This window comes from Bradyrhizobium sp. UFLA06-06 (genome assembly GCF_054820065.1).
This window is the reverse complement of the sequence record NZ_JADFUD010000006.1, coordinates 86,968-111,088: the sequence shown is the minus strand read 5'-3', so window position 1 is coordinate 111,088 and position 24,121 is coordinate 86,968. Positions and strand designations below refer to the sequence as shown.

Genomic DNA, 24,121 nt, shown 5'->3' with positions numbered 1-24,121 from the left:
CTGCGTCTGGATTATTCTTGCCGATCCACAAAACTTGTTAGCCGGTCGAGTGAGCGCCCACCCGGTCAGCGCCTTGCTTCAGCCGCCATTGCAGCAACGAAAAGGATGGATCGGACTCCGGGTGATGTTCGAAGACCCCTCCAACCTCAGTTCCGATGATCACGGTCTGGCGCGGGTCGCCCAGCAGATTACCCACCATGCGCACGCCACCGGCGTGTGGTAGCTCGACGAGCAGCGCGAGATATGGGCCGTGCTGCTTTAGCGCCGGGTGCGACGGATGCCACACGCGTTCCCAACTGTAGATGCGGCCGGTCGGCTCGACGTCAGTCCACGTAAGGTCAAAGGAATGACAATTGTGGCAAATCCATTCGGGGCCGAATTGCCAGGAACGGCAGCCGGCGCAGCGTTGCACCAGCAGGCGGTTTTCCCGCAGGCCCATCCAATAGGGTGCCGAAAGCCCATCTGGGTCACTGACCGGAATGGGCAACCCGGCAGGAAGATAGTGCGCACGTGAAGACCCACTCATAGCGTCGCCTCTGAACCCAGAATGAGGTTGCTGGCCGGCGTCACCATCGGGCCGCCGATCACGAGCGCCACATCATTTCGGCGAGCCTGACTCGCCGACGCGCCACGCACCTGACGAACCGCTTCAAGCACCAGCTCAAAGCCGTGCATGTAGCATTCGGCAAGGTTGCCGCCACTGGTGTTGAGCGGGAGCCTCCCGGATGGAGCGATCAAATTGTCGAAAGTCAGGAAGTCGTTGGCCTTCTCGGGCCTGAAGAAGCCGTGCTCCGCCAGCGCCATCACGACACCGCCGGTGAAGTTCTCGTACGCCTGGACCACACCGACATCTGACGGCCCTACCCCGGCCATGCGGTACAGATCGGGCGCGACAGTGTCGAAGTTCGCGGTGGCGTACAGCGGCGCGTTGTGCGCCGTTGCCGCCGCACGATGCCCGGATCCGAAGGCCGCACCGAGCAGATAGGCCGGCTTGTGCCGGAAGTCGCTGGCGCGCTCTGCCGATACCAGCACCAATGCCGCTGCGCCGTCATTTTCCATGCAGCAATCGTAAAGATGGAAGGGCTCCACGATCCAGCGCGAGGCATCGTATTTCTCGACATCCAGCGGCTTGCCCCGCATCACCGCGCGCGGGTTGGCCTGGGCATGATGATAGGAGGCGAGCGCAATCGCGCGCAAAGCCTCCTGTCGCACGCCATGCTCGTGCATGTAGCGCTGCACCCGCATGGCAAAGCGCTGCGGGGGAGCCAGCACCCCATAGGGCATCAGATAGGACCGTTCGCCCGAAACGGTGTGAATCCCGGCCGCCTGTCCGAAACGGCCATATTGGCCCTGCGCCAACGAGCGGAACACCACGACACAATCGGCAAGGCCCGCGACGATCGAGGCGGCCGCATTGGCAACCGCCGCGCTGCAACCGCCGCCGCCCCCGCCCCATTGCATGGTCGCGGAGCGCAGTCGATGCGTACCCAGCGCCGCAGCCAGCCGTGCCGCCTCGCTGCGATCGTCGCTGTAGGACGAGAAGCCATCGATCTCGCGGGGATCGAGCGCGGCATCCTCGCAAGCCGCCAGGATCGCCTTCAGCGCGAGCTTGAATTCCGGATCGGGAGAAGCGCCATGACGATAATATTCGGTTTCACCGATCCCGATCACGGCCACACGCCCCCGCAGCGTCCGCTCGTCTCGCGCGCGCCCGGTCACGGTTTGGCATCCTGTCGCGAAGCCTCGCTGCCGAACGCACCGCCTCCGGCAAGGCGCGCGATCTCCCTCTTGTCGTAGCCGAGCAACTCAAGCAGCACGTTCTCGGTGTGCTGCCCAACTGCCGGTGCCGCAACGGGATCCACGATCGGTGTCCGCGAATACCGGATCGGCAGGTTCACGTTCGGCACCCACCCCACCGTCTCATGCGGGATCCGGGTGACGATCCCGCGCTCCCTCGCCTCGGGCGAACGGATCGCCTCGCCGACGGTGCGCAGCTGGCCGCAGGGCACGCCGGCCGCCCGCATCCGCGACTGCCAGTGCGACCAGGGCTGCCGGGCAAAGGCATCGCCGAGGATCGCGAACAACTCCTCGCGCCGGCGGATTCGATCGGGGCCGGTTGCATAGATTTCGCCCCCCGCGAGATCCTCGCGCTCGAGAACCTGCGCCATCAGGCGCTGGAAGATCTTGTCATTGCCGCAGTTGATATAGAAGGAGCAATCGCTGGCCTGGAACACACCGGACGGACACGTGTCCGGGCTGGTGTTGCCGCTTCGCTTCGGATCGGCACCGCTAAAGAGCGACTGCGTGGTCGCGTAGCCGGTCATCAGGACGGCGTCCTCGAACAACGACACCTCGATGGCCTGGCCGTGCCCGCTACGCTCGCGCGCGAACAAGGCGCCAAGGATCGCATTGCTGGCCATCATTGCAGTGCTGATATCCATCACCGGCGACAATGCGCGCACGCCCTCGCGATCGGCATAGCCGTTCATCGACACGAAGCCGCTCTCGACCTGCGCGATCGGATCAAAGCCAAGCCGGTCCGAAAATGCCCCGTCGCGGCCATAGGCCGACACCGAGCAGTAGATGATCTCGGGTTTGATCTTGCGGCAGCTCTCGTAGTCGAGCCCCAGCCGTGCCATCACGCTCGCAGAAAAATTCTCGACAAGGACGTCCGCCGTCGCGATCAGCTCGCGCGCGACCTTCAGACCCTCGGCCGATTTGAGATCGAGGGCAATGCTGCGCTTGTTGCGGTTGGTCCACAGGAACGGCGCGCCGTGTCTGAGATCGGGATGCACCGGGGGATAACGGCGCAGATCGTCGCCGCGGCCCGGCGCTTCGATCTTGATCACCTCGGCCCCCATGTCGGCAAGGATCATGGTCGCAAACGGCCCCGCGATGAAATGCGAGAAATCGATCACCCGGATCCCCTCGAGCGCCGCCGGCGCTCCAGCGGGACGAGGCGTGTGCTCGGGGAAGTCGGCTACAAGCTGATCCAGCATCGGGATATCCGTCAAATTTGAGAAGTGTTGATCCAAGGATCGCGGCCGTCGTCGTCAATTGCTCTTCGGCGGGTCGACGAGCGAGCAACCACCCTGGTCGAGCGGTCGGAAGGCTTCCGGCCCGGACAGCACGCCGACCTTCTCGAGGAGATCCCACTTGCTCTTCGACGCATTGGGGCTCTTCACCTTCAGGATGTACATGTTGTGAATGGCGCGGCCGTCGGCGCGCACCACGACCGGCCCGAACAATGCGTCATCGATCGGCTTCTCCTTCAGCTTCTGGATCACGGCCGGCGCGTCATTGGTTCCCGCCGCCAGCGCCGCGTTCAGATAGGCCAGCACGGAGGAATAGACGCCGGCGTGGAAGGCGGTCGGCGACTGCCCATGCTGCCGCTCGCTGAATTTGGCCGACCAGGCGCGGCTGGCATCGTCGAGGTCCCAGTAGAACGGCTGCGTGATGATCAGCCCCTCCCCGACCGCAAGCCCGCTCGACTCGACATCGTTGGTGGTGGTCAATAACGCGGCGAAGGTACGCCCGCTCTGCTTCAGCCCGAATTCGGCGGATTGCTTGATCAGGCTGACGGTGTCGCCACCGGCGGTCGCGAACGCGATCACGTCAGCGCCCGAGCCTTCGGCCTGCAGGATGAACGAGGCATAGTCCGCATTGTTGATCGGCACATTGACCGATCCGAGAACGGTCCCGCCACCGGCACCGATCACCGCCGTCCCGTCGCGCACCATCGATTTGCCGAGCGCGTTGTCGGTGGCGATGAAGTACCATTTCTTGCCGCCGTGATGCACGAGATAGGCGCCGATGGTGTGAGAGGCCGCCCAGGTATCGAAGGTCCACTGAATCGTATTGGGCGAGCAGTATTTCCCGGTCAGGTCGGACGACGCCGCACTCGATGCGATCAGCGCCGCTTTGGTGCCGCGCACGACCTCGTTGACCGCCAGCCCAACGGCCGAGTTCGGCACGTCGGCGACCGCATCGACCTTCTCCTGATCGATCCAGCGGCGCGCGATGGCGGCGCCGACATCTGCCTTGTTCTGGTGGTCCGCCGAGACGATGTCGACCTTGAAATCCGGATGAAGCCGCATGAAGTCCTCGGCCGCCATTTTGGCCGCTGTCACCGAACCTTCGCCGGCATTGTCCGAGTAAGGGCCGGACGCGTCGTTGAGTACGCCGATTTTCAGGGACCGCGCGGCGACCGCCGACGCCGGCGAACCGGCACAAAAGGCCAGGAGAGCTATTCCGGCTATCTGCGAAAGATACTTCATTGTTTCCACCCGTCGTATGTTGTTGTGTTAGAGATCGAGCACTAGCGTTCGGGACTTGGCGCCCGAGCAGCAGATCATGACGCTCTTGTTCGCCGCCTGCTCATCGTTGCTCAGGAACTGGTCGCGATGATCGGGTATGCCCTCGAGCACGCGCGTCTCGCAGGTGCCGCAGACACCTTCGGTGCAGGCATAGTTCGCGGCTATCCCGGCCTCCAGCAGCGCATCGAGGATGGTCTTGCCGGCCTCGACCGCGATGGTGCGGTTGCTTCGCGCCAGCTTGACGTCGAAGCCACCTTCGGTGGCTGGCGCTTCCCGGGCCTTGAAATATTCGACATGTACGTGATCGGCCGGGCGACCGGCCGTCGCCGCCTCGAGCGCCTCGAGCATGGGCACCGGACCGCAACAGTAGAGATGCGCGCGAGGCGGAGCATTCCTGACGAGCGCCGGGAGATCGAACACCCGTCCCGATCGCTCGTCGTCGAAATCGAGATGTACCCTCGATCGATACGTGCCGAGTTCGTCGAGGAATGCGGCAGCGGCGCGCGTCCTCGCGGCATAGAACAGCTCCCAGTGACGTCCAAGCGCCTCAAGCCGTCGGATCATCGACAGCAGCGGCGTGATGCCGATGCCCCCGGCGATCAGGACAGAATGGTCGACCTCCTCATGGAGCGCGAAGTTATTCCGCGGCTCGGAGATCCTTATGATGTTCCCGACCCTGACGGTGTCGTGGACGAAGCTGGATCCACCCCGGCTCTCGCCATCCCTGTTCACCGCGATGACATACCGGTGCCGCTCGCATTGGTCGTTTACCAGCGAATAGCTGCGGATCATGCCGTTCGGCAGATGCAGGTCGATGTGGCTCCCGGCCGTGAACGGCGTCAGTTCGCCGCCCGCCGGGGCAATCAGCTCATACGAATTGATCCGCTCAGCCTCATATCCGATACGCTTGACCAGGACCTCCAGCGTACCAGCCGTATGTTTGAATGCGCTCACAGCTCGTACCCGAAATCGGCGCCAAGCTTCGCGCGCATGAACGGCGCGCCGACGTCAACCCAGGAATCCTCCGGCGGCAACCGCAGCGAGACCGCTCGCACCATGAACACGTCCGGGTCCAAGACTCCTTTGGGTTTGATCGCGTGATCACGATAGGCGCCAAGCGCTTCAAGAATGAAACGTCGCGTCATCGCGATGCCGGTATCACTTGAGCAGAGCGTCTCCTTGGTACGATCAAAGATCGGAGAGACGCCGCTTTGGCAGGCGCCGTCCTGCACCCAGAGCCCCGGCAGGCCCGAGAACCAGGTGGTCCGCTGCGCCTCATAGTCGAACTGAAAGCCGTTGTTCGGATTATATTTCGTCCAGTAGCCTGCGTACGGGACCGTCACCGGGTGCTGGACGAGCGCGTGGCGGCTGGCATGACCACTCTCGCGGCCCTTGTGCCCTTCGGCGAAGACCTGCCGGGTTTTCTCCAGCAGCGGCTCCGAGGGATGATAGGAGAACATGATGCAGAGCGTGTTCTCGTCATCGATCGGCACCCAGGCGTGCCCGCTCAAATCCGGGAACGGCGACAGCGGAGGCACCAGCGTATAGAACGGCAGCAGGAACTGGTTGACCCGCCAGTACAGCGTGTTGGCATCGTAATTGCGCCGCGCGGCGATGCTCATGCCGAAATCCTGCTTGATGCATTCGAAGGTCGGGCGCAGGTCGCGCTTCTGGATCCAGGCGCTCGTCGTGCCCTGCGCATCCAGCCGTCCATGAAGCAGCGGCGCGTGCGCCGAATCGATCTCACCCTCGACCGCCTGCAGCCAATTGCACTCCTGGACGCGAACCGAGATGTGCACCTGCTCGGCCGGCACCAGATTCCATTCGAGGTTCGGCAGCGGCGGGAGCTCGGCCTGGTCGGGGCCCATATAGGTCCAGATCATCCCGTTGCGCTCCTTGCAGGGATAGGCCTTGATCCGCACCCGCTCCTTGAGGCGGCTGCGCACTGGCTCTGCCGGCATGTCAGTCACGGCGCCGGTGACGTCGAATTTCCAGCCGTGATAGACGCAGCGCAGCCCGCAATCCTCATTTCGCGCAAAAATCAGCGGCGCTCCGCGATGCGGGCAGGCCTGGTCGACCAACCCGACGCGCCCCTCGGTATCGCGGAAAGCGACCAGGTCCTCGCCGAGCAGCCGGATACGCTTCGGCTGTCCGTCCTTGGGAAGATCCGCCGACGGCAGGAAGGGAATCCAGTACAGGCGAAAGAGCTCGCCGAGCGGCGTGCCCTTGCCGACCCTCACCAGGCGTTCATTGTCTTCGCGCGAGAGCATGGGTTTGCCTCCTTCAGTTGCGTGTGGCCGGGCCCGCCGCGCCGCCGAGAAGCGTGGCGACACGGTCAGACAGTCCGAGATCGTGAGCGGTCCAAAGCGGATCGGATGCGGTGAGCGGCTTGCGTGGGATCGGAGGCTGCTTGCCCTCCTCCACCAGGCCGACGATCAATTCGATGCGCCGCCGCTCGAGCTCGCGCAGAGCCTCCTCGACGACGGCGGCTTCCGCCGTGCACCCCGGCAGCTCCGGATAGGCAAGGCGAACCCGCCACTGCCCCGGCTCGGTTTCGACCGCCTCCGCCTCAAGCAAATAGGGAATCGACAGCAGCTCACGCAGGTCCAAGTTTCAACCTCCCTGAACGACGTCTTCGCATGGCATTTGATACGTATACGTACTACATCATCGGAAGGCTGACAAGAGCCGAGGGCGACCCTGTCTTCCTCAGAAGAGGCTGGTGACGTGGTTCGCCACGGGGTTGAGGACGATCAGCCAAGCTGCTAACGGCTAGGGCGCAATTCGCAGAACGCAGCTGGGATCCGACAACGGCATGGCAGCCGATAAAGGCAAGCAGACAACCTCGGCGGCAGACGTTGCACGCGACTGGCAGCTCGAGGGTGGTGTCGGATTCCTGTTGCGTCTGCTGGAGGCCCGCTACGATGGGCTCTATCAAAGCATGACGCGCCAGAGCGATATCACGCCGCGGCAGTTCGGTGTGCTGATGGCGCTGTATCAGTTAGGTCCCCTAACCCCCTCCGTACTAGCGGACCGGATCAGTTGCGACCGCAACACGCTCAGCGAAATGCTGAAGCGCATGGTTGCGCGCAGACTGGTCTCGAAGAAAGACAATCCGGACGACCGCCGCTCGCTCCAGGTGCAAATCACGGCTAAAGGCGAGGATGCGCTTCTCGCCGTCATTCCGGCCGCCGCCGAGCTGCAAAACATCATGCTGGCCCCCCTTCGCAAGGAGGACCGCGCGCATTTCCTGAAATGCCTGCTGGCGATCGCGAAGGCTCCGCCGCCGGACAGTCCGGCCGATACCTGAAATCGCCGGCGTCCAGCGGCCCTAGGCCTGCACCTTCCCGAACATACCTGCAGCGGCAAGCGTCGCGATTGCGTCCGGCGACAGGCCCAGGATCCGCGACAGCACATCGTCCCGCTGCGCGCCGATCCCGGGAACTTGACGTCCCATCGGCGTATCGGCCCCGGACATCTGCCATGGCGCATTGACGCCGACGAAGTCACCGGCCCCGTCCGAGACGGTCCCAAACACCCCACGTTGGCGCAAATGGGCATCGGTCAGCGCCGCGCCCGGCGTCCGGTACTCGGCGCAGGGAACACCGGCGCGATCCAGCGCCGCGATGCATTCAGCAACGGTGTGGCGTTCGGTCCATTTCTCGATCACCTGCATCATGGCGGTCCAATTGGCGCCGCGCGCTGGAATGGTCGAAAAGCGCGGATCGTTAACCAGCTCTTCCTGCCCGGTCACCTCGCACAGCGCCGCGAAATTACGCGGCGTGACCGGGGCGATCAGGATATCGCCATCGCGCGTGCGGACCGGCCCATAGGTCGGGCGCGGCGCAAGGATCGGGAATTGCGCTTCCTGAAGCTCATAGACCAGCAGATTCAGCATGCAGTCCATCAAGGCTACATCGACGCGCTGTCCTTTCCCGGTACGCGTTCGCTGGACCATCGCGGTCTGGATCGCGGAATAGCCGAAGATGCCGCCGAGGATATCGGCGACAAAGATCGCGCCCGGCGCGGGACGCTCCCGGTCACCGGCATAACGCATCAGGGAGTGATCGAATCCGCTCTCGGCATGGACGATCATCGCATAGGCCGCGCGCTCGGCCGCTGGGCCTGACTGGCCATAACCCGAGATCGAGCAATAGATGAGGCGCGGGTTGATCTCGCAGAGCGTCTCGTAGCCTAGACCGAGGCGGTCCATCACGCCAGGGCGGAAATTCTCGACGAGAATGTCCGCCTCCGCGACCATTCGATGCACGAGCCTGATGGCGTCGGCATTCTTCAGGTCCAGCGCCAGGCTACGCTTGCCGGCATTGAGCTGGCCGAAATAGGTGCTGTGGCCTTCGCGCAGCGGCGTTCGCAGCCGCATGTCGTCGCCTTCCGGAGGCTCGATCTTGATGACCTCGGCGCCGACGTCCGCGAGCAGCCGCGCGCAGTACGGCCCGGCCACCATGATCGAGAAATCGAGCACGCGCACGCCGGCGAGCGGCGCCCTGTCGCCATCCTTCTGCATCCAATCTCTCCTATCTCGGCAGCCCGAGCGCGCGTTGCGCGATCAGACTGCGCTGAATCTCGTTGGTCCCGATGCTGATGACCCACATCAGCGAATGCCGCAGGTTTTGCTCGAAGCGACCGTTGTCGATCGCGCCCGGCATCTGCTCGGACAGCGCGGCACGCATGCCAAGAATGTCGAGCGCAGTCTCGCCGAAGCGCTCCATCAGCTCACTGGAGAACACCTTGCTGATCGCGCCATATTCCGGCGGCGTCACGCCGTCGGCGGCAAGTTCGGCGCAATGCATCATCAAGAGACGGCCGATCTCGATCTCTGACGCCAAGGTCGCCATCCTGTCGCGGATGATTGGATCATCAGCGAGAGACCGATCGCCTTGCTTCGCCATCACATGCGAACGCAGCTGCTCGAAGGCATGCGCGACCTTCAGGACGATCCCGCCACCAACCAGCCCGCGCTCGAAGGCCAGCGCGCCGGTCAACACTTTCCAACCACCATTGACCTCGCCAACGAGGTTCTCGGACGGGATGCGGACGTTGTCGTAGAAGATGTTGGCAAACGTGCCATCGTACATGGTCGCAGACGGACGGATGGTGATGCCCGGCGCATCCATCGGCACGATAAACATGCTGATGCCCGCGTGCGGCGGCTTCGCGTCCTTGTCGGTCCGCGCGGCGAGGAACATGTATTTCCCCCACCAGGTGGTGGTCCAGATCTTCTGGCCGTTGATCACCCAGTGATCGCCGTCCCTGGCCGCACTGGTGCGCAGCGCCGCAAGGTCCGACCCTGCCTGCGGCTCGCTGTAGCCCATGCCATGCATCGCTTCGCCACGCAGGATTTCCGGAAGGTATTTCTGCTGCTGCGCTGCCGTGCCGAACATCATCAGCGCATTGGCCTGGATCGCCGCACCGATCCGCGGCGCCTCGCCCCGCTCCATCGTCTCCATGAAGGCGATCTGCTCCAGCGGCGAGCGCGCCTGGCCGCCGAATTGCTCTGGCCATCCGAGCCCGATCCATCCGGTCCCGCCGATGTCGCGGGCGAAGGGCGCATCGAACTCACGCTTGGCGAACGGCCTTCCGTCGAATGCTAGCTTCGCATCTCCAGTCCAGTTTTGCTCGAGCCAGAGCCGGATCTGCTCGCGAAACGCATTTCCAGCGGCCCCGATGTCATATTGCGGCAGCCCGACGCCGCCCGCATCCAGCAGCCGCGCTGCCAGCCTGCTCTTGGCATCCGAGGCGCCGCCGAGCGCGATCGTATCGAGATGCACGCGCTTGAAGTGGATTGGCGCCTCGTGCTCTTCGGCATAGCCGATCGCACCGAACGTATGCTGGACCTCCAGCGACACCTGCCGCAGCGCATGACCGGAGAACGCCGATGCGCAATCGGCGAAGTAGCGCCAGCCGCCCTCGCCACCGTCATGCAGTCTGGCGGCATGGTCGAGGATCAACCTGACGCCTTCGAGCGCGATCAGGCAATCGGCCAGCTTGTGCTGGATGGCCTGGAACCTGCCGATCGGCTGCCCGAACTGGTGCCGTTCCTTGGCGTAGTCCACGGCGAGCTCAAAGGCACGCCGCGCCGCGCCGTGAGCGCGCGCGGTCAACATCGCTCTGCCCTTGATGCGGAGATGGTCGACATCGACTGCATCTATGGGAATGCACGTGAGCGGCGCTTCGTTCAGTCGGACCTCATAGAGCCCCCACGCTCCCATCGCGCGGGTTGCGACGCACTCGACACCGGGACCGTCAAGATTGATCAGCCCAAGCTGGGCCTGGTCTAGAACGACCAGAAGATGCGTCGCGCCTCCGGCAGCCTCGACAAAACGAAGCACGCCCTTTGCCTTGAGGTCCGTGACCTCAACCGCTCCTGTGCCGGCGTCCGGATCCAGCGCACCGAATGAGAAGGCGACGGTCGCCTCCCCGGAATGCAGCCGCTCCAGCAGATCCACCGCGACGTCGACCTGCGATCCGGAGATCGCAAGATTGGCGAGCGCCGCAGACCACATCGGCGCCGCGCAGCCGGCCCGGCCGAGTTCCGCCATGACGACGAGGATTTCTGCGAGCCCGCCTTCACAGCTCTTCGCACCGAGCGCGGCGACGCCCTGCCCAACGAGCTTGCGCCAGATCGCCGACACCTCGTCCGGCGAGGACGATGCGGTTAAACCGAGTGGAAGCCAATGCTCGTCCAGGAAACCGCGCAAGGAAACGCGCAGCATTCCTGCGACATCGTCATTCGACGCTTCGATCGCCGCCATGGTGAGGCCCGCGCTATGCCCGGCCGAATCTGGGCTTCCGCTTCTCCTTGAACGACATAGTCGCTTCCTTGTGGTCGGCAGTCTCGAACGTCACCTGCTCCAGCGCCATCGACGCCTCCAGCAGCATGTTGACGCGCTCCTTGACGATCTGGTTGATCGACAGCTTGGTCCAGCGAATGGCCCAGGTCGGACCGTTCGCGAGCTCGACCGCGATCGCGCGGGCCTTGGCCAACACCTCCGCGCGCGGCGCGACATGATTGACCAGCCCGATCCGCTCCGCCTCATTTCCTTTCAGGAGCGTGCCGCGGATCAGGAATTCCTTGGCCTTGTTGATGCCAACCAGCAGCGGCCAGATCACTGTGCCGCCGTCGCCGGCGACGAGGCCGACACGCGAGACGTGGGTGTCGCCGATCCGCGCGTCTTCCGCCATCACCGTGATGTCGCAAAGCAGCGCATGGGTCGCCGCAAGGCCGATGGCATCGCCATTGATCGCCGCGATGATCGGCTTGTCGAGCTCGAGCTGGCGGGTGACTCCGCGGCGGCTGATCATGGGATCGTGTACCTCGCCCTCTTCGAGCACGTCGCCGCCGGGCCGCTCGGACATCGCCTTGACGTCGCCACCGACGCTGAAGAAGTCGCCCGCCCCGGTCAGCACCACGGCATTAACGGCGTGATCGTCGGCGAGGTCGTCCCAGATCGTGCGCAACTCGCGGATCAGCTTCTGATTGATGGCATTGCGCGCCTGCGGGCGGTTCAAGGTCACGGTCGCGACCTTGTCCGCGACCTCGACCGTCAGGCATTCATACTTGGCGTAATTGGACACGTTTGCCTCCATTGTTATTGCTGTTTGAGTGCTGATTTGTTCGCGTAGCTTCGCGCTACCGGCGCATGCCCGGCTGCACGTCAGCCAATGCGACGTGAAGCGACATGGCCCCCGGGTCCTGTTCCAGCATGCGCTGCACGGATTCCAGGTGCGACCGCAGCAGCCGGCTCGCCAGCGCCACGTTCCGCTCACTGAGCGCCGCCAGGAACTGCCGCCGCTTCTCGGCCAGCCGTGCCATCGCGACCCCGCTTGAAGCGACCTTGGCGTAGACGAAGCGCATGTGGATCTCGGTGACCGAGTCCACGATCATCGCAATCACCTTGTTGCCGGTCGAGGCCGCCAGCAGCTTGTAGAACTCGCGCGAACATTCGACCCGGTCGAGCAGCCGCCCCTCCTTCGTCGCAAGCTCCGTCCGCTCGATATTGGCTTCCAATGCATCGAGATCGGCCCGGCGGGCATTGGCACAAGCCAACTGCACCACGAGGTCGAGGACGTGGACCCGCGCCTCCGACAATTCCCGCACCGAAATCGTCCCGAGGCTCAGCATGTCGCGCATGACCTCATTCATGCGGCGGGTGTCGCCTTGCTGGATGAAAGCCCCGCCCTTGACGCCCTTCTGCAGCCGCAGCACGCCGGCCATTTCGAGGCTGCGCAATGCTTCCCGCAGCACATTCCGACTGACGCCGAGCTGCTGAGCCAGTTCGCGCTCGGCCGGCAGCTTGTCTCCGGGCTTCAGCACGCCGAGCGCCAGTTGCTCGCGAATGCGCTCGCAGATCTCCTCGAACGTCCGCCTGGTGTGAATTGGCTTGAATGTCGGCGCGGCCGGGGAGCCGGCCGCACGATGATCGGTGGCCCGCTCCCGGCGGCTCGGCGAGGCGGCACGGGAGCGCTGCGGCGCGCGAGGGCTTGACTTGGTGCTCATGCGGTGAATTATTAAATGGATCACCCATTCAATGGAAGCCCTTTTTTAGCTTCCGGCAAAGAAAACGAAACGGGAGTTCGCATGAGTTTTTCCGAGGAGCAGGTCGCGTTCCGCGACAACGTGCGCAGAATGGTCGCCAGGCACGTGGCGCCGATCGCCGCCGAGATCGACGAAACCGACCGCTTCCCGCTCGAACTGGTCAAGCTGTTCGGCGAGATGGGACTGATGCAGCTCTGGGTGCCGGAGCGCTATGGCGGCCCGAATGGCAACCTGACTATGGCCTGCATCGCGCGCGAGGAGATCTCGAAGGTCTCCCCTGCCTGTGCGTCGATCGCCGCGCTCAACACCATGTTCATCATGCCGCTGCTGCATTTCGGCTCTGAGGAGCAGCGCAAGAAGTATCTGCCGATCATCGCCGAGGGCGGCGTCGTCACGGCAATCGCGATCTCGGAGCCGCAGGCCGGCTCCGACGTCGCCGCGCTCAACACCCGCGCTCGCAAGGACGGCGATAGTTATGTCCTGAACGGCCGCAAGCAGTGGTGCAGCTATGGTGTCGCCGCCGACTACATCGTGGTCATGGCGCGAACCAGTGACGGCGCCGGTGCGGACGGCATCAGCGCCTTCATCGTCGAGCCGAAGATAATGCCGGGCATCACGTTCGGCCGCCACGAGCGCAAGATGGGCTTTCGCGGCGCGCCCAACACGCCGATCTTCTTCGACAATGTCCGGGTCCCGGCCGAAAACCTCGTCGGTGAGGAAGGCAAGGGTTTTCGCGCGTCGATGCGCGCGCTCGACCTCAACCGACCGACCATCGGCGCGCAATCCGTCGGCCTCGCGCAAGGCGCACTGGATGCCTGCGTCGCCTACGCCAAGGAGCGCAAGCAATTCAAGAAGCCGATCGCCGAATTCCAGGGCGTGCAGTTCATGCTCGCCGACATGGCCATGCAGATCGAGGCGGCCCGCGCACTGGTTTACGAATGCGCCCGCGCCGGCGATGCTGGCGACTGGAAGCGCCTCAACGTGCTCGCCAGCATGGCCAAATGCGTCGGCAGCGACATGGCCATGAAGGTGACGACGGATGCCGTCCAGATCTTCGGCGGCTATGGCTACACGATGGACTATCCGGTCGAACGCATGATGCGCGATGCCAAGCTGACCCAGATTTTTGAAGGCACCAACCAGATCCAGCGCGTGGTGATCGCCCGCGAGCTGCTGCGATAGCGCGGATCGATTTCAAGAAGAAACAATTACAGGGAGGGACGACCTTGAACCATATCATGAACCGGGCGTTGATGGCCGGCGCGCTTTCAGCACTGCTGGCGGTACCTGCTTATGCTCAGAAAGCCTACGGTCCCGGTGCCAGCGATACCGAGATCAAGCTCGGCCAATCGACGCCGCTGAGTGGCCCCGCATCCGCGTTCGGCGCGGGCGCCGGGCGGGCGGTGGTCGGCTACTTCGAGATGCTGAACGCCAAAGGCGGCATCAACGGCCGCAAGATCAACTTCACGCAGCTCGACAATGCCTACAGCGCGCCGAAAGCGGTCGAACAATCGCGCAAGCTGATCGAGGACGTCGGCATATTGGCCGAGGTCGGCACGATCGGCACCGCGCCCAACGTCGCGATCCAGAAGTACCTGAACGCCAAGCAGGTGCCGCAGCTGTTCATCACGGCCGGCGGACGCCGCTTCAACGATCCCAAGGCATTTCCCTGGACTATCCCGCTCTATCCCGACTTCGAAACCGAAGGCCGCGTCGTCGCCAAGTACATCCTGACTGCAAAGCCGGACGCCAGGATCGGCGTCCTCTATCAGAATGACGACTATGGGAAGGACTACCTGAAGGGCCTCCGCGCCGGCCTCGGTCCGAAGGCCGAGCTGATCGTTGCCCAGGCCTCCTACGAGCTCGCCGATCCGACGATCGACTCGCAGATCGTGCAGCTGAAGGCCGCCGGCGTCGACACCCTGATCGAGCAGTCGTCATCGAAGGCCGCCGCGCAATCGATCCGCAAGGTTTACGAGCTCGGCTGGAAGCCGCTGCACGTGATCGGCGGCTCGACCGCATCGGTCGAAACGATCCTGAAGCCCGCAGGCCTCGAAGCATCGAAAGGACTGGTTACAACGCAATTCCTCAAGCAACCGGGCGACCCAGCCTGGGCCAATGATGAGGAGGTCAAGGCCTACAAGGAGTTCCTGAAGGCGTACGCACCTTCAGCCAACCCGGACGACTATTCTGTGCTCGTTGCCTATATGAACGTGCACGCCGTGGAGTTGGCGTTGCGCAAATGCGGCGACGACCTGACCCGCGAGAACCTCATGAAGCAGGCCACCTCGCTGAATGGCGAACGATTGCCGATGATGCTCCCAGGCGTCGCGATCAGCACCCGGCCCGGAGACTACACACCCTTCAGAGCTCTGCGGATTGCGACATTCGACGGAGAAAGCTGGTCCTTGACCGGCGCCCCGCTATCGGCCGACTAGACCAGACGTCGCGCGAGGCCGATCAGCCACGATCATCGGATTGCCGCACCTGGGCCCGCTGCGATCCCATGCATCGCGGCGCGAACAAGAGGAAACAGAAACAACGCGTCCGCCACTATCGCTGCCTCCATCCGATCGCTTCGCAAAAGCTCAAGGCGAGACGGCCCGCCAGCCATGTCGAGAACCGGACCGCCAGTCTGGATCATTGATTGGCAGCCGCACCGTCCAGTTCCGTACCGCGGTCAGCAGAAAGCCGGCGATCACCGCACCCGACGAAGCCGAACAGCATGTCGTGCACGTGCCAGTCGAGCGGCGCGAAAGCCGTTGGCAACGAGATGTCCCCGGCAAATACGGCGAGCCACGGCGGAATCATGACACCGGCCTGGATCGCGCCGAACAGGAAGAATGGGCTGAAGCCATAGGAGACCAGCTTCGGCCGTCAATACTTAGGCACCGTGGTCCGACCGATAGCCTAATGCGTGCGTGCAGCACCGACTGGCGTCAAGACCGAGATTCGGCTCGTCTCGATGTTCACCCGGTGCAGATACGGGAAAACCACCTCACGGACGCCACCTGTGCTTTCGTCACGATAGCTCACATGCGGCCCGTCATGACGATACCTCTCAAATTGGTGCCTGCGTTTCCACCTCTGTCCAGAGGCGGGCCTCCTTGTTCGTCATGAGTGCCCTCTTGCGGTTATGCTGCTGCCGGGCCCGGATCGTCATCCGACGTCCTTGCCTTTGCGAATGTTGGGGCACGGAACAACGGCACAACGTTCGAACGCGATCGTTCCACGTTCTCGATCAAGATGAAGTCCAGGCTACCGGCGGCGAAGTAAGGCATCCGGTCACCGCTCCTAAGGCCGATCAGCGTGGCCCCTAGTGCTGACAACACGGAGATGCGGCCACGACCGCAAGATTGGTCTTCAGGCCAGACAAGTTGAACCGACCTTCTCGACCCGCCCCAGTTCGTTCGGTAGGTGACCCATGATCCTATCCTCGCCAGCGAGCCGACATCCTCTGCGTCGTCGGACACGATCTCCGCCCGATTGACCTCGCCCATCAGGAAAAGTGCGGCCAGATCCCCTCGATTCCAAGCCGCGCGCGCGAGCCGATCGAGGCGAGGATAGTCCGACGCTGTCAACGCAACCTTCGGAAGAGAGAACACGGCGACCTCCTTCCGCTCGAGATCGATCGGCTTTAAAAGTGAAGCCGGCATCCAAGATTCTAAGGAGTGAAAAAGCCCGAGCGACGCAGGTAGCGGCTCGGCAAAAGGCCTACGAAACGGCGGCCCGCGTTGAGATACCGGCACGCGATGCGTGGATAGATTTCGACGACCCAAGTCACGGCCTTTGTCGAGCATAGTCTGTTGTCCGGAGCTCGGCATTGCGGCGAAAGCGCACACGCTGATTCAGGCGATAGATCGCTTCACCCTCTGTTCGCATTACGCCAAAGGTGGTGCGGTCAACGCAAGCGAATTGAATTGACATTTCCCTGCAAAGATCTTGCTATCATTGCATGGATATCGAGCTCGCCAGAACATTTGTCGAGATCGTCTCGAGCGGCAGCTTCATCAAGGCCGCCGATCGCCTGAATGTAGCGCAGACCACGGTCAGCGCACGCATCCGTCTCCTTGAGCAGCAACTCGGGCGGCCTCTGTTCGTTCGAAACAAGACCGGCGCCAACCTCACTCCAGCCGGTCAGCAATTCTTGCGCTTCGCCCCTAATTTCGTGCAGTTGTGGCAACGTGCAAAGCAGCAAGTGGCGGTGCCCGATGGCCACAGCGCCGTTTTGACGATCGGGAGCGAGGTCAGCTTATGGCAACCGCTTTTGGTCGATTGGGTCCGGATGATGCGGCGCTCCCATCCCGAGATCGCGCTTCGCGTTCATGTCGACGTTCCCCAAGATCTGGCCTCGCACGTTGCGGAAGGACTGGTGGATATCGCCATCATGTACGCTCCGCATCATCGACCGGGAGTCGGCGTCGATCTGCTGATGGAAGAAGAACTCGTACTCGTGACAACCGATCCCGAGAAACATCGCAACGGCGATCTCCAGTATGTCCATGTTGAATGGGGGTCGGAGTTCTCCCTTCATCATGCAATGAGCTTTCCGGATACGGTCCCGAGCCTGCTGACCAATCTCGGTCCGTTTGCCCTGTCCTACACCCTCTTGGAGGGAGGCTCCGGATACTTTCGAATGCACGCCATTCAACCCTACTTGCTGACCGGAGACCTTCATCTGGTGCCGGGAGCACCGCGGTTTTCCTTCCCGGTCTATGCAACGTACTCCACGAACGTTGATGCCGCCGCGCTGAAGGTGGCGCTTGCCGCCTTGCGTGCTGCGACGGTCGCGAAGAAATAGGAGCCCCGAGAGTTATATGCAGTCGCGTTTTTGCATCAATTGAGCAAATTAACTCGTTTGCCCAACGTACAATTCGTCGAGATAGTGGCACAGCGTGTGTCAAACGATTCCTGTCGGAAGGTATCGAAAATCGGGAGGGCATAAGCGCCGGCTAGGAGGGAGTGCCATGGCCTGCTCGAAGGAACGTCGTCTTGAAGGACGGCCGCCCATCATTCTTACGGAAATGGATCGAGATATCCTGTCTGGATTGCTTCGAGGTCGAACAATCGATACAGACACCGCGCGTCTTCTTCGCGAGGAGATCGATCGCGCCGACATCGTTCCGGAGGGCGTCGCGCCGAATTCGGTCGTCAGACTTGGATCTGAGGTGACATTCGTCGAGCACATAAATTCGTTTGCCCGACATGCCCGTCTTGTCGTTCCGGAGCAGGCCAGCGGACGCCACTGCCTGTCGATCCTGACCTCGGTTGGAAGCGCTCTTATTGGCCTTGGTCCCGGACAGTCGTTCCACTGGACAGAGCACGGCCGGGAACGAAGCATTGCAGTGCTGGAGGTCGGAAAGAGCCGACCATCTCGCCCAAGCATGACGCGCCGATTGCGCCGTCGTTGACCAGGGCTACATCACCCGCCCTTCTGGCGGTGACGCTTCCCGTCACGCCGCGCATCGGATGCTCGGTCGACCTCCCAAAGAAGCCAAACGAATGCAGCAGCAAGCCCGACGGCAACGGCGATGAGAACGAATGTCAAGGTCGGAGCGGTAAGCATCAACCTGTCGTCCCTTGAGAGCTTGCCGTCGGGAGTTCGCGTCACCATCAATGACCGCACGCATAGGGATCGGGGCTTCCGTTCGCGGCCCCGGGACCGATCGTATCGAGAAATTCGACTTGTTTGCGGTGAAGCAGCAGCAGATACATCAGCTTTGCGTTCAGCTTTGAATCGAAAATGTTCACAACGGCATTCTCGATCATATCCGCCAACCCGGCCTGATGGGCGCGGGCGAATGCGACGGCATTCCGGACGACGATACTCCCCGGATCGGACGCAACGGCTGCCCTACTCCGACGAACCATGTGCGCACCACCTTTCCTGATCATTTCCTTCTTGAGCAGAACGCAAATCGCAGCTTGCGCAAGTTCGGACTCGAAGATCAGGTCTGCGAGATGCTGCTTGATGGAACGGCCAACAGATGCAAAGGCTCCAATGCCTGCACGCTCGCCCTCGATAAGCTTTTGAAGAAAAAGCAGCACTTCTCCCCTGGACCAATAACCGATGCAAGCGGGGTCGCCATCGCTCATTCCATAGGTTGATGATGCGAGTTTGCCGCTGCCATTGTTTACGCCATCCTGCAACGAGGTTTTGTTCATGATGTCGTTCCCTCAAACGCGGATTTGGCCGTCAAGACTGCGCGATCGACGGCGCGTCCCGGCCACCCTGACTTGGCGACTTCCGCGCGTCGTTTGCAAATGAGAAGATTTGTCGGCTTTCAGCAATGACGTTGATATGTGAGACGCCGGAGAGAATGCTCTCGTCCTCCTCATCTTCCTGGGTCAGGTGGCTCAGCTATCAATAATGTTGCCGTCAAATGACGAGACTTTTCGTTTGTCGCCGTTAGCCTCCGGAATATGTTGATGCCGACCTGCGGTTTTCGTCGTTCATCACATTCGGCGTGACGGCAGACGGCCGCTCGCAAAGAGGGAGATCGCGCATGTACCAGAGGATTCTATTGGCTTTTGACGGCTCGGCGGATGGCCGCGAAGCGCTCGCTCAAACCCAAGGCCTGGCGTTGTCATGCGGCGCCACCGTTCATCTCCTCGCGATCGTCGACAGAACCGAAAGCATGCCAGTCGGCGAGGCGATGTCGTTCGTCGTTTCCGATGCCCAGCGGTTTGCGGTCCAGGCAGTGATCGACGAGGGTGTGCGACGCCTGCATCAAGCCGGCTGCGCAACAATGGGTGCCATGAGGTACGGCAGGCCATCCGAACAGATCGTTCTGGCCGCCAGGGAGATGAACGCCGATTTGATCGTGATCGGCCATCGCGATCAGGGAACCCTTGCACGCTGGTTGAACGGCTCGGTTGGCGAAACTATCCTGCATAAGCCGCCCTGCAGCGTGCTCGTCGCCGTAAAGCCTGAGAACCGCGCGGACAGCGTCAGGCCGTTTGAGAGACCCAAGACCAAAGAGAAGCAGAAGAGTTCGTGATCAAATCGTTTTCTGGTGCATGGATTCGGCGGGGTTTTGAGCGACATGCCTCCCTGTCGGAGCCGACCCTTCGACATCCGTGCGGCCCCTCTACTCGCAACGAAGAACCGTTTTGCTGCTGTGATCTCCGCTGGCAGTGCACCAATCGATAGACGCGCCCTCGGACAAGCCAATCAAGGCGGCTCCCAAGAGCGTCAACACCGAAAGGGCATTCGGTTTGGTGACCCTCTCTTCAGGAAGCACGAGAGTGATTTGGCTCTCTTTTCCGCTGATATTGTCGCGCAAACGCACCCGGGAGTGGACGGCGACGACATTGGCCGGAAGTTCGGCGTCCGGGACAATGGTGGCGCGAGCGAGTTCTCGCAGAAGATTTGAAGCGGCCGCGGACCGCCAGCGGTCGGTCAATGCTGCAGTGGCGACGGAGATCAGCTTTGCCCGGTCGGTCTCCGAGATCATTACCGGCGGCAATTCTGGCGACAGCCAATGGTCGGATTTTGCGTAAACCACGTTCGTCCTCGTTCCCGGAGGGCACATGCTGCCTAAGAGTTGGCGACGTTCGATCCGGCATGGCAAGCGACAAATATTGCGTGCTCGAAGCAGAAAATCTGATCGCTCGTCGGGAATTCCACGCGTCGTGGAGAAGTCGCAGCGTTCGTTTCTTTGATATGAACGGGCATAATTTATCGTTTGCCAAAGACGAGCGAAGGAAGGCGCAATGAGCGGGACGAAAGCCCGATCGTCCGTCGCGAACCATGGCGTTGCTAGGCCGGAAGAGGTGAACGCCCTTCGCGATGTATCCATCTCCGGCACCTTCGACTTGAGCACAAGGGAGGATCAAATGGAGATCGGCAAAACCTCCGTATTGTCGCCCAAATATGACGAGTTTCTGTTCGCGGTGATCTGCGAAGACGGCAACGGAATGCAGATCAGCGTCCTTTCCGCATTGACGCGAATCGATGTCGATCCCTGGGAGGAAGCGGCGTGTCTCGACGGAATGGCCGGGACTCGTGCACGGAAGCGCTTCGTTGCGGTGCTCGACAAAGTCTCCGGACAGAACTGGAGCGGTCCCCAGAAGGAGGAGGTGGCGTCGAGGTTGCTCGGACTGCTGCCGTCCTTCAAGGGAACCGCGAATTCCACACCGGCTTCGGAGATCAGCCTTCGTCTGCTCTTTTGCCTCGTGATTTGGTGGGGCTTCCTGCTCGCAACCGCCGTCTCGACCTATCACCACCACAGGGCGGATGGCGTCTCCACGAGCTACTCCATCAGAACAGATCCCGTGCGGAACAGCAGTAACGCGAGGATCGCCAAAGACTGACGTTTCCGTGCCACATCGATCGAACCCAGCAGTTGGCAGCCTTATCCTTCTCGGACCGTGGGCTGACGCTTCCGCCCTACCCGGCGCAGCGACTGCCGACCCTCGACTCTTGGCTAGTTCACCCGGCCTGCCTGATCGCAGCAATCGCCCGACCTTCATAGCAATTTTTGTGGTTCGTATGGACGATTAAATTCGTTTGTTTGTCCGGACGAGGGGAGCGAGGCTTCTGCCAACCAGGAGGTCGCTATGCCAGAGGACGGCAACGGTTCGGAAATCGTCGCACTGTTGTGGGGGCTTTGGGTCTACGGGTTATTCACCTTCTGGTTTGTGCATTTTTCATCGCTTGCGAAGGCAAAAGCCGCACAAAGATCGGGGCAAGCGATTTCGTCCTCCTGTGCGTCGGCACCGAGCACGCCAGCACGCTGCACAAATCTCGAAGCGTTGGCATCCCGTATCCTCGCGCGTTGCGGCGGGCTCGCCGTCAACGAGTTCCTCGACGAAAGAGTTGCAGCCTACGAGGCCATCGTCGCGGCGTTCGACGCCGGCGACCAGATGGCGCTTCTCAGACACGTTTCCCCTGCGGTCTATGCCGCATTTTCGGACGCGATCGCGGCGAAAGAGGATCGGATCGAGAAGACAGACACCGTGTTTGCTCTGGTCACGCCCCCTGAGGTCGTTGCCGCGCGCATCGACGACGCCCATGCCGAGATCTCCATCCGCTTCATCGCCGACTCTTACGAGCTTTCGGAAGGTGACCACGGGAGGCGCGAAGGGCGGCACAGGGTCGACGTCTGGACATTCGGTTGCGTCCTGCCAAGCAGCAGATGGCGCCTGATCGCGACGGAGGCCGGAAGATGACCAGAAACCGCGGATGCTTCGACCGACACGATGACGAGCACAATACCCCACACGAATGCGCGTCGCCCCCCTGTTACATGCACGAGGTCGACCCGGCTTACTTCGGATCGTTGCCCCTCGCCTTTCCGACGTCGGATTCGAAATCGGACGACCACCCGGAAGACGGCGCTCCAATGGACGCGCGTGCCTCATGGACGACATTGCTAGGCAGCGCGCTTTCACGGGCAATGAGCCGGATCACCTCGCTAACTGGCTCGAAAGACTGGGATTAGACCCGCTCGGCTCATCTTGAACCTCAAGGAAGATCGAAATGTCAGCTTCCCTGGATGTCTCTTCCCACGGGCATGCCCATAACCTGCCAACGAGCTGGCGGCGGTATCTCTATTCGACCAATCACAAGGACATCGGCACGATGTACTTCGTGTTCGCAATCTGCGCGGGATTGATAGGCGGGATTCTATCGGTGGTGATCCGGGCCGAACTGCAGGAACCGGGACTGCAGATCTTCAGCAACCCCCATACCTACAACGTCTTCGTGACGGGGCACGGCCTGATCATGATCTTCTTCACACTGATGCCGGCCATGATGGGCGGCTTCGGCAATTGGATCGTGCCGCTGATGATCGGCGCACCCGACATGGCCTTCCCGCGCATGAACAACGTGTCTTTTTGGCTGCTTCCGTCGTCGTTCGCGTTGCTCATCATTTCGATGTTCGTCGAAGGAGAACCCGGCTCGTCCGGAGCTGGCACGGGCTGGACGCTCTACGCGCCGCTCTCCACCGCCGGCCACCCTGGTCCGGCCGTCGATTTCGTCATTCTGTCCCTGCACCTGGCTGGCGCGTCCTCGATCCTCGGCGCGATCAATTTCATCACCACCATCTTCAACATGCGCGCCCCCGGAATGACCTTGCACAAAATGCCGCTTTTCTGCTGGTCGGTGCTCGTGACCGCGTTTCTGTTGCTGCTGTCGCTGCCGGTGCTCGCGGGCGCAATCACGATGCTTCTGACCGATCGGAACTTTGGGACGACGTTCTTCGCGCCGGAGGGTGGCGGCGATCCCGTGCTGTATCAACATCTCTTCTGGTTCTTCGGCCATCCGGAGGTCTACATCATGATTCTGCCCGGCTTCGGCATGGTCAGCCAGATCGTCTCGACCTTCAGCCGAAAGCCCGTGTTCGGCTATCTCGGAATGGCATATGCGATCGTGGCCATCGGATTCATCGGCTTCGTCGTCTGGGCGCACCACATGTACACCGTGGGCATGACCAGCAGCGCTCAAGCCTACTTTGCGGCCGCTAGCATGGTGATCGCGGTTCCGACCGGCGTGAAGATCTTCTCCTGGATCGCCACGATGTGGGGCGGCTCGATCGAGTTCAAATCGCCGATGCTGTGGGCGATCGGCTTCATCTTCGTATTCACGATCGGCGGCGTGACCGGCGTGGTCCTGGCCAATCCGGGCGTCGACCGATCGCTCCAGGATACCTACTACGTCGTGGCGCACTTCCATTACGTGCTGTCGCTGGGTGCCGTGTTCTCGATTTTCGCGGGCTGGTATTACTGGTTTCCGAAATTTACGGGCTACATGTATTCCGAAGTGCACGCCAAGTTGCACTTCTGGCTGACGTTCGTCGGCGTCAATCTCGCCTTCTTCCCGATGCATTTCCTCGGGCTGTCGGGAATGCCGCGGCGCATCGTCGATTATCCAGACGCTTTCGCGGGAATGAACCTGATTTCCTCAATCGGCGCCTACATCTCCGCAGCCGGGCTCGTCGTGTTCTTTGTCGGCACCGTTTACGCCTTCGTCCGCAAGTCAAGGGCGGCCGCCAACCCGTGGGGCAGCGGCGCGACTACGCTGGAATGGACGCTGTCCTCACCGCCGAGGTTCCACGAATTCGAGGTTCTCCCCCGAGTTCAGTGATCCGCAAGCCGTAACGCTGGCGCCTTGTCGCGCGCGATGCCCCGCGCAGGTTCGACCAGCTAGCTTGCATATTTCACATGTGGCGATCAATGGTCGGCCGCCGATGCACCTATGCTCCAACCGTGCACGCCAGAAAGGGCGAGTCTAGTTCCTGTC

At 62.1% G+C, this 24,121-nt stretch carries 24 protein-coding genes; 9 read left to right on the top strand and 15 right to left on the bottom strand.

Annotated features, from left to right (window positions below; genetic code table 11):
- Window positions 1-37 precede the first annotated feature (37 nt).
- The 7 genes from IF803_RS07275 to IF803_RS07245 all read right to left on the bottom strand — a co-directional run bounded on the left by IF803_RS07275 (window position 38) and on the right by IF803_RS07245 (window position 6,926).
- Window positions 38-439 carry a Zn-ribbon domain-containing OB-fold protein gene (locus IF803_RS07275; RefSeq protein WP_461191735.1) on the bottom strand — a complete coding sequence of 134 codons (402 nt, stop codon included), beginning with the start codon at window positions 437-439 and terminating at the stop codon, window positions 38-40.
- Window positions 440-522: 83 nt separating this feature from the next.
- On the bottom strand, window positions 523-1,719 hold the full coding sequence (locus IF803_RS07270; RefSeq protein WP_461191734.1) for a thiolase C-terminal domain-containing protein: 1,197 nt from the start codon (window positions 1,717-1,719) through the stop codon (window positions 523-525).
- A complete protein-coding gene (locus IF803_RS07265; RefSeq protein WP_461191733.1) occupies window positions 1,716-2,999 on the bottom strand; it encodes a CaiB/BaiF CoA transferase family protein in 1,284 nt (427 codons plus the stop codon). The genes IF803_RS07270 and IF803_RS07265 overlap by 4 nt, the downstream gene beginning before the upstream one ends.
- 54 nt (window positions 3,000-3,053) lie before the next feature.
- Window positions 3,054-4,277 (bottom strand): ABC transporter substrate-binding protein, encoded by a 1,224-nt coding sequence (locus tag IF803_RS07260; RefSeq protein ID WP_461191732.1) that lies wholly within the window; start codon window positions 4,275-4,277, stop codon window positions 3,054-3,056.
- 27 nt (window positions 4,278-4,304) lie between these two features.
- Window positions 4,305-5,270, bottom strand: a complete 966-nt coding sequence (locus IF803_RS07255; RefSeq protein ID WP_461191731.1) for a PDR/VanB family oxidoreductase — start codon at window positions 5,268-5,270, stop codon at window positions 4,305-4,307.
- The gene (locus IF803_RS07250) at window positions 5,267-6,586 is read right to left on the bottom strand and encodes a Rieske 2Fe-2S domain-containing protein (protein ID WP_038381893.1); all 1,320 of its coding nucleotides are present in this window, start codon (window positions 6,584-6,586) and stop codon (window positions 5,267-5,269) included. Before IF803_RS07250 ends, IF803_RS07255 begins: the two co-directional genes overlap by 4 nt.
- A 13-nt stretch (window positions 6,587-6,599) precedes the next feature.
- Window positions 6,600-6,926, bottom strand: a complete 327-nt coding sequence (locus IF803_RS07245; protein WP_028342818.1) for a type II toxin-antitoxin system HicB family antitoxin — start codon at window positions 6,924-6,926, stop codon at window positions 6,600-6,602.
- A gap of 205 nt (window positions 6,927-7,131) precedes the next feature.
- On the opposite strand from IF803_RS07245, the gene IF803_RS07240 reads away from it, so the two are divergent.
- The gene (locus IF803_RS07240; RefSeq protein WP_028342819.1) at window positions 7,132-7,626 is read left to right on the top strand and encodes a MarR family winged helix-turn-helix transcriptional regulator; all 495 of its coding nucleotides are present in this window, start codon (window positions 7,132-7,134) and stop codon (window positions 7,624-7,626) included.
- Between the two features lie 21 nt (window positions 7,627-7,647).
- Here the strand turns inward: IF803_RS07240 and IF803_RS07235 are convergent, their stop codons facing one another.
- From IF803_RS07235 to IF803_RS07220, 4 genes are read right to left on the bottom strand one after another with little or no spacing between them, the layout of a single operon-like run.
- Window positions 7,648-8,841 carry a CaiB/BaiF CoA transferase family protein gene (locus IF803_RS07235; protein WP_461191730.1) on the bottom strand — a complete coding sequence of 398 codons (1,194 nt, stop codon included), beginning with the start codon at window positions 8,839-8,841 and terminating at the stop codon, window positions 7,648-7,650.
- A gap of 10 nt (window positions 8,842-8,851) precedes the next feature.
- A complete protein-coding gene (locus IF803_RS07230) occupies window positions 8,852-11,050 on the bottom strand; it encodes an acyl-CoA dehydrogenase family protein (RefSeq protein ID WP_461191729.1) in 2,199 nt (732 codons plus the stop codon).
- Window positions 11,051-11,102: 52 nt separating this feature from the next.
- A complete protein-coding gene (locus IF803_RS07225; protein WP_245288821.1) occupies window positions 11,103-11,912 on the bottom strand; it encodes an enoyl-CoA hydratase/isomerase family protein in 810 nt (269 codons plus the stop codon).
- Between the two features lie 55 nt (window positions 11,913-11,967).
- Window positions 11,968-12,834, bottom strand: a complete 867-nt coding sequence (locus IF803_RS07220; protein WP_461191728.1) for a FadR/GntR family transcriptional regulator — start codon at window positions 12,832-12,834, stop codon at window positions 11,968-11,970.
- Between the two features lie 81 nt (window positions 12,835-12,915).
- Between IF803_RS07220 and IF803_RS07215 the strand changes: the two genes are divergently transcribed.
- Together IF803_RS07215 and IF803_RS07210 are read left to right on the top strand one after the other, a co-directional pair.
- Window positions 12,916-14,055 (top strand): acyl-CoA dehydrogenase family protein, encoded by a 1,140-nt coding sequence (locus IF803_RS07215; RefSeq protein WP_461191727.1) that lies wholly within the window; start codon window positions 12,916-12,918, stop codon window positions 14,053-14,055.
- A 56-nt stretch (window positions 14,056-14,111) separates the two neighbouring features.
- Window positions 14,112-15,311, top strand: coding sequence for an ABC transporter substrate-binding protein (locus IF803_RS07210; RefSeq protein ID WP_209911532.1), 1,200 nt, complete (start codon window positions 14,112-14,114; stop codon window positions 15,309-15,311).
- Between the two features lie 202 nt (window positions 15,312-15,513).
- On the opposite strand, the gene IF803_RS07205 is transcribed toward IF803_RS07210, so the two are convergent.
- Window positions 15,514-15,684: a hypothetical protein gene (locus IF803_RS07205; RefSeq protein WP_461191726.1), complete on the bottom strand. Its 171-nt coding sequence runs from the start codon at window positions 15,682-15,684 to the stop codon at window positions 15,514-15,516.
- 323 nt (window positions 15,685-16,007) lie between these two features.
- Complete coding sequence (locus tag IF803_RS07200; protein ID WP_461191725.1) at window positions 16,008-16,673, bottom strand: GreA/GreB family elongation factor; 666 nt, start codon at window positions 16,671-16,673, stop codon at window positions 16,008-16,010.
- Between the two features lie 155 nt (window positions 16,674-16,828).
- Here IF803_RS07200 and IF803_RS07195 point away from each other — a divergent pair, with 155 nt between their 5' ends.
- Together IF803_RS07195 and IF803_RS07190 are read left to right on the top strand one after the other, a co-directional pair.
- Entirely contained in the window at window positions 16,829-17,674 is an 846-nt protein-coding gene (locus tag IF803_RS07195) for a LysR family transcriptional regulator (protein ID WP_461191724.1), read from the top strand.
- A gap of 166 nt (window positions 17,675-17,840) precedes the next feature.
- Window positions 17,841-18,284 carry a GreA/GreB family elongation factor gene (locus IF803_RS07190; RefSeq protein WP_461191723.1) on the top strand — a complete coding sequence of 148 codons (444 nt, stop codon included), beginning with the start codon at window positions 17,841-17,843 and terminating at the stop codon, window positions 18,282-18,284.
- Between the two features lie 202 nt (window positions 18,285-18,486).
- Here the strand turns inward: IF803_RS07190 and IF803_RS07185 are convergent, their stop codons facing one another.
- Complete coding sequence (locus IF803_RS07185; RefSeq protein ID WP_461191722.1) at window positions 18,487-19,038, bottom strand: hypothetical protein; 552 nt, start codon at window positions 19,036-19,038, stop codon at window positions 18,487-18,489.
- A 341-nt stretch (window positions 19,039-19,379) separates the two neighbouring features.
- Between IF803_RS07185 and IF803_RS07180 the strand changes: the two genes are divergently transcribed.
- Entirely contained in the window at window positions 19,380-19,874 is a 495-nt protein-coding gene (locus IF803_RS07180; protein ID WP_461191721.1) for a universal stress protein, read from the top strand.
- A 90-nt stretch (window positions 19,875-19,964) separates the two neighbouring features.
- On the opposite strand, the gene IF803_RS07175 is transcribed toward IF803_RS07180, so the two are convergent.
- Entirely contained in the window at window positions 19,965-20,381 is a 417-nt protein-coding gene (locus IF803_RS07175; RefSeq protein WP_461191720.1) for a GreA/GreB family elongation factor, read from the bottom strand.
- A gap of 208 nt (window positions 20,382-20,589) precedes the next feature.
- Here IF803_RS07175 and IF803_RS07170 point away from each other — a divergent pair, with 208 nt between their 5' ends.
- From IF803_RS07170 to ctaD, 3 genes are all read left to right on the top strand, one after another.
- A complete protein-coding gene (locus IF803_RS07170) occupies window positions 20,590-21,189 on the top strand; it encodes a hypothetical protein (protein WP_461191719.1) in 600 nt (199 codons plus the stop codon).
- A gap of 246 nt (window positions 21,190-21,435) precedes the next feature.
- Window positions 21,436-22,047, top strand: a complete 612-nt coding sequence (locus tag IF803_RS07165; protein WP_461191718.1) for a TIM44-like domain-containing protein — start codon at window positions 21,436-21,438, stop codon at window positions 22,045-22,047.
- Window positions 22,048-22,357: 310 nt separating this feature from the next.
- Window positions 22,358-23,965, top strand: a complete 1,608-nt coding sequence (ctaD, locus tag IF803_RS07160; protein ID WP_461191717.1) for a cytochrome c oxidase subunit I — start codon at window positions 22,358-22,360, stop codon at window positions 23,963-23,965.
- The last annotated feature ends 156 nt before the right edge of the window (window positions 23,966-24,121 follow it).